Origin of the sequence: Leifsonia sp. NPDC014704, assembly GCF_043083605.1 — a bacterium.
In the GTDB taxonomy this organism is placed as follows: domain Bacteria; phylum Actinomycetota; class Actinomycetes; order Actinomycetales; family Microbacteriaceae; genus Leifsonia.
Genome location: NZ_JBIBYW010000001.1, coordinates 1898786 through 1914042 on the forward strand (window position 1 = coordinate 1898786; position 15257 = coordinate 1914042).

At 70.6% G+C, this 15257-nt stretch carries 11 protein-coding genes; all 11 read right to left on the reverse strand.

Annotated features, from left to right (window positions below; all coding sequences use genetic code 11):
* Window positions 1-5: 5 nt before the first annotated feature.
* Window positions 6-713 (reverse strand): response regulator transcription factor, encoded by a 708-nt coding sequence (locus tag ACF1AJ_RS09250; RefSeq protein WP_391507051.1) that lies wholly within the window; start codon window positions 711-713, stop codon window positions 6-8.
* On the reverse strand, window positions 710-1954 hold the full coding sequence (locus ACF1AJ_RS09255) for a hypothetical protein (protein ID WP_391507052.1): 1245 nt from the start codon (window positions 1952-1954) through the stop codon (window positions 710-712). The genes ACF1AJ_RS09250 and ACF1AJ_RS09255 overlap by 4 nt, the downstream gene beginning before the upstream one ends.
* Window positions 1951-3219 carry a sensor histidine kinase gene (locus ACF1AJ_RS09260; RefSeq protein WP_391507053.1) on the reverse strand — a complete coding sequence of 423 codons (1269 nt, stop codon included), beginning with the start codon at window positions 3217-3219 and terminating at the stop codon, window positions 1951-1953. Before ACF1AJ_RS09260 ends, ACF1AJ_RS09255 begins: the two co-directional genes overlap by 4 nt.
* 160 nt (window positions 3220-3379) lie before the next feature.
* Entirely contained in the window at window positions 3380-4564 is a 1185-nt protein-coding gene (locus ACF1AJ_RS09265; protein ID WP_391507054.1) for an Rv2578c family radical SAM protein, read from the reverse strand.
* Window positions 4565-4591: 27 nt separating this feature from the next.
* Window positions 4592-6199: an ABC-F family ATP-binding cassette domain-containing protein gene (locus tag ACF1AJ_RS09270; RefSeq protein WP_391507055.1), complete on the reverse strand. Its 1608-nt coding sequence runs from the start codon at window positions 6197-6199 to the stop codon at window positions 4592-4594.
* A gap of 229 nt (window positions 6200-6428) precedes the next feature.
* A complete protein-coding gene (locus tag ACF1AJ_RS09275) occupies window positions 6429-7904 on the reverse strand; it encodes a malate:quinone oxidoreductase (RefSeq protein ID WP_391507056.1) in 1476 nt (491 codons plus the stop codon).
* 119 nt (window positions 7905-8023) lie between these two features.
* Window positions 8024-9109 carry an aspartate-semialdehyde dehydrogenase gene (locus ACF1AJ_RS09280; RefSeq protein ID WP_309856885.1) on the reverse strand — a complete coding sequence of 362 codons (1086 nt, stop codon included), beginning with the start codon at window positions 9107-9109 and terminating at the stop codon, window positions 8024-8026.
* A gap of 70 nt (window positions 9110-9179) precedes the next feature.
* Entirely contained in the window at window positions 9180-10466 is a 1287-nt protein-coding gene (locus ACF1AJ_RS09285; protein ID WP_018189922.1) for an aspartate kinase, read from the reverse strand.
* 396 nt (window positions 10467-10862) lie between these two features.
* Complete coding sequence (recR, locus tag ACF1AJ_RS09290; protein ID WP_391507057.1) at window positions 10863-11459, reverse strand: recombination mediator RecR; 597 nt, start codon at window positions 11457-11459, stop codon at window positions 10863-10865.
* A gap of 3 nt (window positions 11460-11462) precedes the next feature.
* Complete coding sequence (locus tag ACF1AJ_RS09295; RefSeq protein ID WP_391507058.1) at window positions 11463-13970, reverse strand: DNA polymerase III subunit gamma and tau; 2508 nt, start codon at window positions 13968-13970, stop codon at window positions 11463-11465.
* Window positions 13971-14018: 48 nt separating this feature from the next.
* On the reverse strand, window positions 14019-15257 hold the full coding sequence (locus ACF1AJ_RS09300; RefSeq protein ID WP_391507059.1) for an acyl-CoA thioesterase/BAAT N-terminal domain-containing protein: 1239 nt from the start codon (window positions 15255-15257) through the stop codon (window positions 14019-14021).

Consider the following 15257-nt stretch of genomic DNA (forward strand, 5'->3'; position numbering starts at 1 on the left):
GCGCGTCAGGTGAGGTACCCGTCCTCCGCGGCCCGGCGGATCAGGTCCGCGCGGGAGCTCGTCGGACGACCGGCCTTCCCGTACTTCTCGCGCACCCGCCGCAGGTACGTCTTGGCCGTCTCGTACTGCACGTTCATGGCGCGTGCCACCTCGGACGTGGTCCGCCCATCGGCGTAGAGGATGAGCGCCTGCCGCTCACCATCGCTCAACCGCGGACGGGCGGACTCGGGGATGAGAGGCTTCGGCCGCCACGCGGTCGGTGCGGCGGCGGCCCTGCCGACTCCGCGACCCGATGCCGACAGGGCTGCGGCGACGAGCTCCGTCATCGGCTGCGACTTGGTGACGTACGCGACGGCACCGGCGGCGAGCGCCGCATCCCGGTCCTCCGGGGTGTCGACGGCGCTGAGGACGACGACCTTCGCGCCGGCGGCGCGGCAGGTGCGGACGCGGGCTCCGATGGACACGGATTCCTTCAGCTGCAGGTCCATAATGACGAGGTCGGTCGGGAAGGCGTCGCTGTGCACCAGCTCCAGCCAGCTCCCGGCCCGGACGACCAAGTCGAATTCGGGTGCGTTCTTCTCGATCCACGACGCCAGGCTGTCGAGGAGGATCTCGTGGTCGTCGAGGATCGCCAGACGGATCGGCAGCTCCGCCGATCGTCCGGCGGCCGACGTCGCCGTCGCTCCCGGTTCGTCCGGACGCAATAGTCTCATCGTCTTCTGCCTTCGCTGTCGGGGAATCCGCCTTCGGGGTAGGCGAATCGGATCGTGACGCCGTCACCGCGCAGCCGCATCGTGGCGCGCATGGCGACGGAGTTGAGGGAGCTGACGAACGGCAGGAGCTCGCGACGCAGCTCGGCGCGGGGCTCGGCGATCTTCGCATGCAGCGCGAACGACGGCCGCTCGGGTTCGGTCGCTTCGAGGAGGACGGAGCGGGGGTCGAGGCCTGGCCGGGCGGCCACCGTCGCGATGAGGGCGCCGACGATGGCTCGCTGGTCGGCGGTCAGCACCCGCTCGAGGCGGTCCGGGTCGTCGACCCGCGGCCCCGTCTCCTCGTCGATGGATGCGGCGGGCACCTCCACCAGCCGAGGTGCGAGCGCGAGTTCGAGGGTGTCCTCCAGCCAGGTTCGCGAGACGGCGCGCACCGACATCCCTCTGAGACGCTCGGCGATGCCTCGTGCGCGCACGATGTCGTCTTCGGTCACAGCGCCCCGATGAGCGATCGCCGTGAGGAACGGCACCGCCTCGGCGTTGAGCGCGGTCATGCGCTCCTGCGCGATCATCCTCTCGGCGGCCTGGCGGAGTTCGCCCTCCAACCGGAGCTGGCCTTCGCGCGCGACCTCGCGCCAGCGCAGCGTCTCGCCCGTCAGCGTCCAGGCGTATCCGGCGCCACCGGCGGCCAGGGCGAGGATGGGCGTCGCCGCCACCGTGGCGTACACCAGAGGGACGTTCGCGATGACGAGCGAGTGCTGGGCTCCGGCCAGCCCGCCGAGGACGACCGCGGCGACGACGGCCGAGCCGGCGACCTCGCCGATCGGGCGGTACAGCGGCATGGCGATGAGCAGGAGCGCGACGGCGATCTGACCCCAGTCGTCTTGGATGCGTTCGTTGCGGCCCCACACGGAGGAGTCGAACAGTGCTGCGGCAGTGACGGCGAACCCGACCACCGAGAAGTGGGACCAGCGACCGAACGGGGCGAGCCCGGGATGGGTGCGGAGGGTGGCGATCACGACGGAGAGGAGGAGGACGCCGATGGCGACGATCGCGAGGGAGACGCTGCGCAACTGGTCGGCATGGATGATCGTCGAGTACACCGCGTACGCCAGCGCGACGCCTCCGAGGAGGGGCACCAGCGGCCAGGCCGATTGGGCTCCGAGCGGATCCAGCCGCTGGGGCGTCCGCTCGAGCGTCACGGAGCGCGCTCCGACGATCGTGCGCGGGTTCAGGGCGGTCATCCGGCGCGCCCCTCGGAGACGGCGGCTTCCGGGCCGATCGGAACGGTCAGGATGACGGTGGTCCCCACATCGGCGCTGGAGTAGATGTCGACCGTGCCGCCCACCCGGGCGATGCGGTCGCCGACGGACTGCCGGAGACCCAGCCGATCGGCGGCAGGAGCCGACGTCGGGAAGCCGCTGCCGCCATCCACCACCATGACGGAGAGGGAGCCGCTGCCGGCCGACAGCGCCACCTCGGCGCTCGGGCTCCCGGAATGCCGCACGACGTTGACGAGGCACTGCCGGACGGCCAGCCCGAGGGCGCGACGGGCGTCGTCACCGAGGGTCGTGTACGCCGTGCGGTCGCCCGAGATGTCGACCGTGAGCCCCTCGTCGCGCGCCGCCTCGATGGCGCGGTGGAGCTCGCTGTCGTACCAGGGGTCCGCTTCTCGTATCCCTGCGAGCCTGGCGACCTGTGGAACCCTGGCGACCCCAGCGGCCCCGGGGACCCCGGCAACGCCGACGCCATCCGCTGTCGGTACGGCCGCGAGCCCACTGAGGTCGGCGTCGATACGGCGGGCGAGTCGCTCGTCCAGCGGCCCGGGCTGCGCACCGGCGACAGCCACCAGCTCGCTAAGGACCGTGTCGTGGAGATCGGCGGTGGATGCGGCCAGCAGCTCTCGGCGGAGATCGACCAGCCGGGCGTCGCGCACCGCGCGATGCAGGGCCGCCTGCGCACGGGACCGCGTTCCCCGGGTCAGTCCGTCGTAGGTGAGCACGCCGACCAGCAGGAGGTACGCCCCGAGTGAGATGGCGTCGGGGATGTACGCACGCCCGGTCGTCGCAGCACCGAGGATCACGGCCGCCTCGGCGAGGGCGAAGCCGAGAGTCGCCCAGAGGATTCCCGCGAGCGCCCCCGTGCCGGTCCCACCGACGAGCGTCATCGCGACCACCGGCAGAGCGACCACGAAGAGATTGGTGTCGGTGTATGCCGGCGTGCTGGTGAACAGGGCGACGACGTAGAAGTACGTGCAGACGGTACCGACGAGGAGATACGCGATCGTGAGACCGGCCGTTCGGCCGCGCGCTAGCGCCAGCAGCAGGGCGACCATCGGCATCAGCACGAGCAGTGTCACCCAGGAGGTCACGTTGCCATCGACCAGGCTCGCGGTGCCGACGTTCACGACGGCGGCGGCGAGGCAGATCAGGCCGGCCCAGCGGGCTGCCGTGGCGAGGGCGCGCGAGTTCGCAGGTCGTGCCAGATGGCTGGGCAGACCGAGCGACACGTCGTCGTCCCTTCCGGACCCGAGCACTCCTCGGTCCCTCCCGGATTATGGCATCCGACGCGGACTCTGTGTACCCCGGCCGCTCGTACCCCGATCGGTGCGCGTCCGGACATCGCGACCGCACGATGTCGCTGTGGAGTTGACTCGGAGAGGACCACTCTCAGAACAGGGTCGGCTGAACCCCCAATCCGGTCAGGGATGCACTCACGATCGACGCCGCGTCCGGCGCCTCTCCCTGCGACGCGGCCGATCCGGCAGAGCGCGGAGCGGATCCCGCCGAGGCGGACCCCGTCGCACGCACAGCAGAGCCCACCAGCTGCCGCTCTCCCTCGTCGTCGCGCAGCATCCCGAGCGCGCTGGAGCGGACGCCGCCGGTCATCGGATCTTCGCGACCGCGCTCCAGACCATGCGCTCGGATCAGAGGCTTGATACGCCCGGCGAGCCATCGACGATACTCCTGCGGCGCATAAGTTCCTCGCCCGTACATGCGCCGGTACTGCGGAAGCAGCTCGGGATGCTCGCGCCCGAGCCACAGGTAGAACCACTCCTTGACGCCCGGCTTCAAGTGAAGCGCCGAATAGAGCACGGAAGTTGCGCCCGCCTCCTTCGCCTGCCGCAGCGCCTCGTCGAGGTGCGCGCGTGTATCGGTGAGGTACGGGATGATCGGCATCAGGAAGACAGCGCAGTCCAGGCCGTGCTCGCGCACCGCGGTGACCGTCGCGAGTCGGGCCTTGGTGGTCGGAGTGCCGGGCTCGACCGACTGCTGCAGGTCGTCGTCGTAGACCGCGATCGACATGGCGAGATCGACGGGCACACGCTTGTTCGCCTCAACGAGTCGGTCGAGATCGCGCCGCAGCAGCGACCCCTTCGTGAGGATGCTGAACGGCGTGCCCGAGTCGGCGAGCGCGTCGATGATCCCGGGCATCAGCCCGTATCGCCCCTCCGCCCGCTGGTACGGGTCGGTGTTGGTGCCGAGAGCCACCGGATGATGACCCCAGCTGGGCTTGGCGAGCTCTTTGCGCAGCACATCGGCCACGTTCACCTTGACGATGATCTCGTTGTCGAAGTCTTTGCCGGAGTCGAGGTCGAGGTACGTGTGAGTCGGCCGCGCGAAGCAGTACACGCAGGCGTGCGAGCACCCCCGGTACGGATTGATCGTCCATCCGAACGGCATCGGCCCTCCGCCACCCGGGATGCGGTTGAGCGCCGACTTCGCCAGCACCTCGTGGAACGTGATGCCGGCGAAGTCGGGGGTGCGCACGGAGCGCACCAGATTGTTCAGCCGCGCAAGCCCGGGCAGGGCGGACGGCTCATCGACCGACAACTCCTGACCACTCCAGCGCATGCCTCCATTCGAACATATGTTCGAATCTTAAGCAAGGTGCACCGTCTCCCCTTTCCAGCCGGAGCGGAGCCAGCGGTCGTGGCTCGCGACCACGACCGCGCCCGGATAGGCGCCCAGCGCATCCTCCAGCTCCGTCGCGAGCGCCAGGGAGAGGTGGTTGGTCGGCTCGTCGAGCAGGAACACATGCGGCGGGCGGGCGAGGATCAGAGCCAGCGCGAGCCGGCGCTGCTGACCGATGGACAGCGCGCCGACCGGCCGCTCGGCATCGCGCGGGGCGACGAGCCCGAGCGAGGTGAGCGGCACCGCCTCCGCCCTCCGCTCCCCGACCGTCGCCTCGTAGATCCGGCGCGGCGAGAGCGCCAGGTCGGTGAACCGCACATCCTGCTCCAGCAGTCCGACGCGGAGCCCGCGCCGACGCTGAACGGCCCCACTCGCGGGTTCGAGGCGACCGGCGAGCACGGACAGCAGCGTCGACTTGCCCGCCCCGTTCGCGCCCGTGACCAGGATGCGGCTGGACGCCCCCACGGCGAACTCGTCGACCTGGAGACGCCCGGGGATGCGCACCTGGCGCGCCTGGACCAGCAGCCCCGATCCGTCGCCGAGCACCTGGAACCCCGACGGGATGCCCGCGAACTCCAGGCGAGCCGGCGGCTTGCGCACCTGACCGGCGCGCAGTTCCTCCAGCCGTCCGTCCGCGTTGCGGATGCGCCGGCTGATCTGGCGATCGAGAGCGTTGCCCTTGAACGCCTTCGCGAACTTGTCGTTGTCGCGCACTTTCCCGGACCAGGCGATGGATCGCGCGGTCACGTCAACGGCGCGCTCGAGTTCCTTGAGCTCGTGCTGCTCGTCTGCGTACTGCTTCTCCCATCGCGCGCGCTCCGCCTCCTTCTCTGCCAGGTACGCGCTGTATCCGCCGCCGAACACCGTGGTGCCCGAGCGCGCGGGGTCGAGGTCGAGCAGGCTGGTGGCCGCCGCGTCGAGGAACGCGCGGTCGTGGCTGGCGAACACGACGGGTCCCGTCCATCCCCGCAGCTGTCGCTCCAGGAAGGACGCCGCCTCGTCGTCCAGGTGATTCGTCGGCTCGTCGAGCAGCAGGGCCTCCGGGCGGGCGAGGAGCAGAGCGGCGAGCGCGAACCGGCTGCGCTGACCGCCGGACACCTCGCCCAGCGTCCGCGACAGCGGAATACCACCGACACCGAGTCCGTCGAGCAACTCGTCACGGCGGACGGTCCAGATCTCGGCGCGCTCGGCCGCCGCGAGGGCGGCGTCATAACGTGCGTCTGAGGCCGGGTCGCCGGAGCCGAGCGCGGAGGCCGCCTCCTCGAGTTCACGCTCGATCGCACGAACGTCGGTGAGCGCGTGCTCGATCAGCGCCGCGAGGGTGTCACCGGGCTCGAACTGCACCTCCTGCCAGAGGAAGCCGGTCCGTTCCGGCCGCGTGAGCAAGCCCGCGTCGGGCGCCTCGGCGCCGGCCAGGACCCGCAGCAGAGTGGACTTGCCCGCGCCGTTCTCGCCGATGAGGCCGAGCCGGGTGCCGGGTCCGACCGTGAGGGAGACGTCGGTGAGCACGCGACGATCGCCGTAGGCGACCGAGACGCCCTCAGCGCGAAGCGGGGTGAGAGTGATCGTTGGCATGGGGAACCGCCTTTCCGGGCGCTCCACGAGGAGCGGTTTCCCGCCGGGCGATCTCCGTCGTGAGTGGCGCCGGAGCGCCCAGGTGCCTGACCGGGCAGCGCAGCGACCGAAGGGTCCTCACTCACATCGACGGCGCCTCAGGCGCGGGACGTCAGGAGGTTCTCACTTCATAGCGTGGACGACCATAACAGGTCGTCCACGCTATTGTCCAGAGGACGCGTCCAGAGGACTACTGCTGCAGCTGCAGGGTCTCCGCCGTGGTGTCGAGCACCCGCTTGGCCTCGTCCGGGCGGTCGTTCAGCGTCGTGCCGACCGTCGGGATGAGCTCCTTCAGCGTCGGAAGCCAGTCGCCGAAACGGTCGGGGAAGCAGTGCTTCAGCAGGTCGACCATGATGGGGACCGCGGTGGACGCGCCCGGCGAGGCTCCGAGGAGACCGGCGATCGAGCCGTCCTCCGCCGCGACCACCTCGGTGCCGAACTGGAGGACCCCGCCCTTCTTGGCATCCTTCTTCATCACCTGTACGCGCTGGCCCGCGGTGATGAGCTCCCAGTCCTCCATCTTCGCGGTCGGCATGAACTCCTGCAGAGCCTTCAGCTTTTTCGCGCGGTTGGCGAGCAGCTCGCCGACGAGGTACTTGATGAGGTCGAAGTTGTCGCGGGCGACGGCCAGCATCGGGCCGATGTTGCCGGGGCGGACGGAGCCGGGAAGGTCGAACCACGAGCCCGTCTTCAGGAACTTCGGGCTGAATCCGGCGTACGGGCCGAAGAGCAGGGATGCCTGGCCGTCGACGACACGGGTGTCGAGGTGCGGCACCGACATCGGCGGGGCGCCGACGGCGGCCTTGCCGTAGACCTTCGCCTGGTGCTGGGCGACCAGCTTCGGGTTCGTGGTCCGCAGGAACTGACCAGAGATCGGGAACCCCCCGAAGCCCTTGATCTCGGGGATGCCGGACTTCTGCAGCAGGTGCAGCGCGCCGCCGCCTGCGCCGACGAAGACGAACCGTGCGGTCGCAACGTGAGGGGTGTTGCCGACCTCGTGCTTGACGTTGAGCCGCCAGAGGCCGTCCTTGGTGCGCTTGATGCTGCGGACGGTGTGATTGAGAGCGAGCTCTGCACCGTTCTCGATCAAGTTGTCGATGAGTGCACGCGTCAGAGCACCGAAGTCGACGTCCGTGCCGGAGGACTGCCGGGTCGCTGCGATGCGCTGCTTCGCGTTGCGCTTCTTGGTCAGCAGCGGGGTCCACTCGCCGATGACCGCGGGGTCTTCGGAGTACTCCATCCCCGCGAACAGCGGCTGGTCCTTCAGCGCCTCGTAGCGCTTCCGGAGGTAGCGCACGTTGTCACGGCCGCGCACGAAGGTCATGTGCGGCGTGGAGTTGATGAAGGTGTGCGGCTCGGGGAGGTCGCCGGCGGCCACGAGGCTCGCCCAGAACTGCCGGCTGAGCTGGAACTGCTCGTTGATGCTGATCGCCTTGGCGGGGTCGACGGTGCCGTCGGAGGCCTCGGGCATGTAGTTGAGCTCGCACAGGGCGGCGTGGCCGGTGCCGGCGTTGTTCCACGGGTTCGACGACTCCTGGGCCACTTCGCCCAGGCGCTCGTAGATGCGGATGCTCCAGTCGGGCTGGACACGCTGGATCATGGCCCCCAGCGTCGCACTCATGATGCCGCCGCCGATCAGGACGACGTCGATGGGAGAATTGCTCACCCGACAATCCTATGATGCGGCGACGACCAGACCGCCCGCGCGAGCAGACGCGGTCCGCCGCCGCGCGGTTATCTCGATATCGAGATAACTGCGCTCGGCCGGCGAATGGCCCGAGTCGATCAGGCGGTGACAGGATTCGTCAGGCGCTCGGCCACCAGCTCGGCGATCTGCACCGCGTTGAGCGCCGCGCCCTTCCGCAGGTTGTCGTTGCTGATGAACAGCGCGATGCCGCGGCCCTCCGGCGCACCCTCGTCCGCGCGGATGCGTCCGACGAAGCTGGGGTCGCTCCCTGCGGCCTGCAGCGGGGTCGGGACGTCCGTCAGCTGCACGCCGGGGGCGTCGGCCAGCAATTCGGCGACCCGCTCGGGGCTGATCGGCTTCTCGAACTCGGCGTTGATGGAGAGCGAGTGACCGGTGAACACGGGGACGCGCACGCAGGTGCCGCTCACGAGGAGACCCGGCAGGTCGAGGATCTTGCGCGACTCATTGCGCAGCTTCTTCTCCTCGTCGGTCTCATTGAACCCGTCGTCGACGATGGAGCCGGCCAGCGGGATGACGTCGAAGGCGATGGGGCGGACGTACTTGACCGGCTCGGGCAGCGTCACCGCCGAGCCGTCGTGCACCAGGTCGAGCAGGTGCTCGTCGGCGATCGCGGCACGCGCCTGCTCGGCGAGCTCCTCGGCACCGGCGAGACCGGAGCCCGAGACCGCCTGGTAGGTGCTGACCACGAGACGCGACAGGCCGGCCTCGTCGTGCAGCGGCTTCAGAACCGGCATTGCCGCCATGGTCGTGCAGTTCGGGTTCGCGATGATGCCCTTGCGCGCGTCGGCGATGGCGTCGGGGTTGACCTCCGAGACCACGAGCGGGACGTCCGGGTCCATGCGCCAGCCGCTCGAGTTGTCGATCACGATGGCGCCCGCCTCGGCGAACCGGGGGGCGTGCGCCTTGGAGCCCGTGGCACCCGCCGAGAACAGCGCGATGTCGATGCCGGAGACGTCGGCGGTCGCCACATCCTCGACCGTGATCTCCTGGCCCTTGAACGGCAGCGTCGTGCCGGCCGAGCGCGAGGAGGCGAAGAAGCGGATGCTCTTCACCGGGAACGCGCGCTCCTCCAGCAGCCGGCGCATCACGCCGCCCACCTGGCCGGTCGCGCCGACGACGGCCAGACGGACGCCGTTGCTGTCGAAATCGGTGAACTCGGTCATGTCAGCCCCTTGGGTCGTTTCGTGTGGTCAACCGCGCCGGTCGCGCGGCCATTCCCGTTCGGCGTGCGAACTACCGGCCGGTGCCGGCGTAGACGACGGCCTTCTCATCCCCGTCGAGCCCGAAGGCCGTGTGGACGACGCGTGCGGCCTCAGCCACCGTGTCGGCGCGGGTGACGACCGAGATGCGGATCTCGCTGGTGGAGATCATCTCGATGTTGATGCCCGCGTCGTAGAGCGCCTCGAAGAGCTTCGCCGAGACCCCCGAGTTGGTGCGCATCCCGGCGCCGACCAGGGCCAGCTTGCCGATCTGGTCGTCGTACTGGAGGGACTGATAGCCGACCTCGTCGCGCTCGGCGGTGAGGGCGGTGAGCACGCGCTGGCCCTCCGACTTCGGCAGGGTGAAGGAGATGTCGGTGAGGCTGGTGGCCGCAGCGGACACGTTCTGGACGATCATGTCGACGTTCGCGTTCGCCTTCGCGACGATCTTGAAGATCTGCGCGGCCTTGCCGGGCACGTCGGGCACGCCGACGACGGTGATCTTGGCCTCGCTCAGGTCGGTGGCCACGCCGGAGATGATGGGCTCTTCCACGGTTCCATCCTTCTTGGCGGCCTCGGCGGCCGCTGCTTCATTGAGGACATACGTGCCCTCCTTGTTGGAGAACGACGAGCGCACGTGCAGCGTCACGTTGTGTCGCCGTGCGTACTCGACGGCGCGGATGTGCAGCACCTTCGCGCCGGCGGCCGCGAGCTCCAGCATCTCCTCGCTGGTGATGCGGTCGATCTTGCGGGCGAGCGGGACCTGCCGGGGGTCGGAGGTGAAGACGCCGTCGACGTCGGTGTAGATCTCGCAGACCTCCGCGCCGAGGGCCGCGGCGAGGGCGACGGCCGTCGTGTCGGACCCGCCCCGGCCGAGGGTGGTGATGTCGCGCGACTCCCGGCTGAACCCCTGGAATCCGGCGACGATCGCGATGGCGCCCTCGGTCAGCGCATCCTGGATGCGGCCGGGCGTGACGTCGACGATGCGTGCGGAGCCATGCTGCGCATCGGTGATCATGCCGGCCTGGCTGCCGGTGAACGAACGGGCGTCGTATCCCATGCTCTTGATCGCCATCGCGAGCAGCGCCATCGAGATGCGCTCGCCCGCGGTGAGAAGCATGTCGAGCTCGCGGGGCGCGGGGATCGGGGTGACCTCGTGCGCCAGGTCGATGAGCTCGTCCGTCGTGTCGCCCATCGCAGAGACGGCGACGACGACCTCGTTGCCGGCCTTGCGCGTCTCGACGATGCGCTTCGCGACGCGCTTGATGCTCTCAGCTGTCGCGACGGACGAACCGCCGAACTTCTGGACGATGAGGGCCACAGACTCTCCTGAACTCACGGGCTTCCCATCCTACCGATCGGGATATGACCGTTCCTTCATGTGACGACACCTGTTGACAGGGGAGGTCATCGGAGGAGGTGTGCGTGCGGTGTGCCCGAACGGAAGAGTTCGCGGGGCGTTCCGGAGCCGTCTTCCTCCTTTGAGAAGCGGCACACGGCGTGGCGGGTGGGGACTCCTCCGTTCCGGACGTGGCACGACGTGATGCGGAAGGGAGGAGTCTGCGCGCGAGATGGACGGGATCCACGTAGAACGGAGGTCCATGCCCGGCCGCGGAGGTGTGAACTCCTCCGTTCTGCACCGCGGGAGTGGGGACTGGCCGGAGGTGGGCAGCGGGCGGAGGTGGGGGCCGGGCGGAGGTGGTCAGGCCGGGCGAGGTCAGGAGACCTGGCGACGGCCCTCGAACGCGCGGCCCAGGGTGACCTCGTCGGCGTACTCGAGGTCTCCGCCGACCGGCAGACCGGAGGCGAGCCGCGTCACGCGGATCTCGAGCGTGGTGAGCAGGCGGCTGAGGTAGGTGGCCGTCGCCTCACCCTCCAGGTTCGGGTCGGTGGCGATGATCACCTCCTGGACCGTGCCGTCCGCCAGCCGCTGCATCAGCTGGCGGATGCGCAGGTCGTCGGGTCCGACACCGTCGATGGGGCTGATCGCCCCGCCGAGCACGTGGTACAGCCCGCGGAACTCGCGGGTGCGCTCGATCGCCACGACGTCCTTCGCCTCTTCGACCACGCAGATGAGGGTCGGCGTGCGGCGCGGGTCGCGGCAGATGGAGCAGGTCGACTCCTCCGTCACGTTGCCGCAGATCTCGCAGAAGCGCACCTTGTCGCGCACCTCGAGCAGCACCTCCGCGAGGCGGGTGACGTCGAACGTCTCGGTCTGCAGGATGTGGAACGCGATGCGCTGAGCGGACTTCGGGCCGATGCCCGGCAGCCGCCCGAGCTCGTCGATCAGCTCCTGGACGATGCCTTCGTACACCGGCTACCTCATCCCCGGGGTCGGAGGTGCGGGCTGCTCCTCGATGAAGGTGGCACCCAGGATCTCCCGGACAACCGCCTCGCCGTAGCGCTGCGGCTGCTGGAAGGTCGGCGTGCGGGAACCCGCGGCCGGGGCGGAGGACGGACGCGCGCCGCGTGCGGCGTCGCCGGACGACGCGCTCTGGGCACTGCGTGCGGCCTGCGCCGACGGTGTCGTCGGCGGAGCAGCGACGACCGTAGCGGACGGGGCGGCGGCCCAGTCGCCCGCGGGCTCCTCCGGGACGGGCGGCTCGAACGGCGGCTCGATCTCGGGCGGCGGGACGTCGTCGAACGGCGGCTCCTCCGGCGCTGGGGCGCTCGGCGGAGCGGCGGCAGGCGCGGGTGCCTGAGGTGCTGCGGACGGCGCGACCGGACGCTCCATGGTGACCACGGCGGAGGTCACCGTCGCGGCCGCCTCAGCGGTCTCGCTCGACGAGGGGATGGTGACGGTCGCCCACTCGGTGACGACAGCAGCCGGAGTGGCGGCGGTCGGAGCGGCCGAGCCCGAGGACCCGGCGTCGGGCTCGGTCGACCGCGGAGAGCCGGTGCCGGCCTGGGCGGAGACGCCCGGAGCGGATGCAGTGGGGCCGGCCGGCGCCGCCTCTCGGGCGCCACCCGGCCACGTCTCGGCCGCAGGCGCGGCGGGCGCGCCGGCGGAGGGGCGGGGCGATCCACCGGACCCGGGAGCCGAGTCGGCCTTCGCGATGAACTTCACGCGGATGCCGAGGACATCGACGATCGCCTGACGCAGGTACTCACTGACGCCCGGGGCGCCGCCTGCGTCGGGCTGCCGGAAACTCTGGACATCGTTGTCGCTGGGGAACGACAGAGACAAGACGTCGCCGCTCAGCGAACGCACCTGCGCGGTGAACACGACCATCCAGGCGCTGCGCTTGGCACGCTGCACGGCGTCGAGGATCTGCGGCCAGGCGTCCTTGACCTGCTGGGTGGTGACGGGACCGACGGGTGCCGCCGGAGCCTGCGACGCGGCGGTCGCGGAGGGCTGCTCTGTCGGGGCCGGAGCCGCTACGGGCTTCTCGTCGGCCGACGGCGTGGCCGTGGCGGCCTGCGTGGCGGCCTCCGCCTCGGCGACCGGCTCTGCCGGGGCAGCATCGGGAGCCGCAACGGATGCGACGGGCGCAGGAGCAGAAGGCGTCGCCGGCGCAGCCGAAGAAGCCGCGGGGGCCGCGGCACGGGCCGGCTCACGAGACGGAGCCGAGCTCGCTACGGCCGGTGCATCGCGCTCGGCGGCCACACGTTCCGTCCGACCGGACTCGGCACGACCGGGCTCGGAGCCGATGGCGTCGCTCACGCCGACGCGGCGCTCCAGCCGCTCGACACGGGCCAGCGCACCGCGCTCACTCTCGTCGCTCGACGGCACCAGTACGCGGGCGATCATGAGTTCGAGGTGGAGCCGCGGCGATGTCGCGCCGGTCATCTCGGTGAGCGCGGCGTTCACGATATCGGCGGCACGACTCAGCTCTGCGGCGCCGAACTTCATGGCCTGCACGCCCATCCGGTCGAGCTCGTCCTGCGGGACGCCGCGCAGCACGGCCGCCGCCCCCTCGACGCTCGTGGCGGCGACCACGATCAGGTCGCGCAGCCGCTCCAGCAGGTCTTCGACGAACCGCCGCGGGTCCTGACCGGTCTGGATGACGCGGTCAACCGCCGCGAAGGCGCCCGCCGCATCCCGAGCCGAGATCGCGTCGATCACGTCGTCGAGCAGCGCGGCATGCGTGTAGCCGAGGAGGGCGACCGCCCGCTCGTAGTCGATGGCGCTTCCCTCGGACCCGGCCATCAGCTGGTCGAGCAGGGAGAGCGTGTCGCGCGGCGAACCGCCGCCCGCACGCACCACCAGCGGGAGGACTCCCGGTGCGACCGTCATGCCCTCGCTGTCGCACAGGCTCTGCACGTACTCCAGCATCTGCGCGGGAGGGACGAGCCGGAACGGGTAGTGGTGGGTTCGGGAGCGGATCGTCCCGATCACCTTCTCGGGCTCGGTCGTCGCGAAGATGAACTTCACGTGCTCCGGCGGCTCCTCCACGATCTTCAGCAGGGCGTTGAAGCCCTGCGGCGTGACCATGTGCGCCTCGTCGAGGATGAAGATCTTGTAGCGGTCGCGGGCGGGGGCGAAGATCGCACGCTCGCGGATGTCGCGCGCGTCGTCGACGCCGTTGTGGCTGGCCGCGTCGATCTCGACCACGTCGAGGGAGCCGCCGCCGTCGCGGCTCAGTTCGATGCAGCTGGCGCACTTCCCGCACGGGGTGTCGGTGGGCCCCTCCGCGCAGTTCAGGCAGCGCGCCAGGATGCGGGCCGAGGTGGTCTTGCCGCAACCGCGGGGACCCGAGAACAGGTAGGCGTGATTCACCCGGTTGGTGCGCAGTGCCGTCATCAGCGGCTCCGTCACCTGAGACTGGCCGATCATCTCGGCGAAGGTGTCGGGCCGATAGCGGCGATACAGGGCGGTTACCACTCACACATGCTACTCACCGCCGCCGACATTCGGCTGGGTCGCGGGCGATCACGGGCCGCGGACGTTGAGGGCGCGGCCGATCGCCGACCACAGCGCTACCCGGGCGTCCTCGGTCGGCTGCGCCTGCGGCGCGGCGGGCAGGTCGAGCGGCGTGTACGGCGGGAGGTAGAAGGTGTGCGTCGCCTTCGGCGCCCGGAGGTACGCGTCTCCCCCGCGCGCCGGCCGCACCTCGGCGGCGACGTCGAGCCACCGGCAGCCGTTCCCGAGCTGCTCGTCCTCGCCCGCGCATCCCAGGACCACCGGACCGGGGATGCGGTCCAGATCGAGCACGGCCGCCCGCGTCACCACATGAGTGCCGCTGAGACAGGGCACCCACGAGCCTCCGACGGTGATCGCCGGACCGGGCACGGGCGACGGGCAGACCAGCCCGGTAGTCCCGGCGGGCGCGATGGCGCCGTAGACCAGCTCGGGATGCGCGACCGCGGTCCAAAGGGCGAGCTGCGCGCCGCGCGAGGTCCCGAAGACGAACACGCGCCGCGCATCCACACCCGGCTGCGCGCGCAGCCAGTTCAGGGCGGCGACGACGCGCTCGGCCGGGAGGACGCGGACCGGTCCGAGCTGGCCCGCCGATCCGTAGGTCGACAGAGCGAGCGCCGGGTACCCCATCGCGGAGAGCGTGGCCGCCGAAAGCACGCCGGTCTGCACATCCGGCTCTGTCCCGTCGAAGACGAGCACCGCCGGGCGGGGCGCCGCCGAGGCGGACGCCGGCTGGAAGTAGTCGCCCGTGATGCCGTCGTCGAACACGGCGCGCGACGGCGCCACCGACGTCAGCCCGACCCGATGCAGGCGGCGGGCGGCGACACGACGTCCGTCGATGACCGCCTCCAGGTCGACGGTCATCGTCGATCCGCCCCACACCTGAGGGGAGTTCGCCTCGCGACCCGACTCGCTCTGCAGCGTCCAGAACAGGCCCATCCCGTCCGCTCCGCCGAACGGGGCCTCCGCGGGCACGTCGTGGTCGAGGTCGACGACACCGGAGGACGGGACGCTGTAGACGGCCTGCGAGGTCCACCGCTCGCCGACCGCAGAGCCGGATCGCGCCGTCGCGCGAACCGTCACTCGTCCACCGGGCGGCAGCGAGACGACACGGATGTGGACCGGCTTCCAGACGCCGCTCGGCTCCTCGCTGACCTCGACGCGCGGTCCGCCGGCACCCGGTACCCCGACGCAGCCGGCGAGGGATGCGACCAGCAGCGCGAGGACCACGCCCACCACCGCTCGCCTCAT

Coding starts and splice junctions, on each gene's coding strand:
- ACF1AJ_RS09250 (WP_391507051.1), bottom strand. CDS start 713: ATGAGACTATTGCGTCCGGACGAACCGGGAGCGACGGCGACGTCGGCC.
- ACF1AJ_RS09255 (WP_391507052.1), bottom strand. CDS start 1,954: ATGACCGCCCTGAACCCGCGCACGATCGTCGGAGCGCGCTCCGTGACG.
- ACF1AJ_RS09265 (WP_391507054.1), bottom strand. CDS start 4,564: ATGCGCTGGAGTGGTCAGGAGTTGTCGGTCGATGAGCCGTCCGCCCTG.
- ACF1AJ_RS09270 (WP_391507055.1), bottom strand. CDS start 6,199: ATGCCAACGATCACTCTCACCCCGCTTCGCGCTGAGGGCGTCTCGGTC.
- ACF1AJ_RS09280 (WP_309856885.1), bottom strand. CDS start 9,109: ATGACCGAGTTCACCGATTTCGACAGCAACGGCGTCCGTCTGGCCGTC.
- ACF1AJ_RS09300 (WP_391507059.1), bottom strand. CDS start 15,257: ATGAGGCGAGCGGTGGTGGGCGTGGTCCTCGCGCTGCTGGTCGCATCC.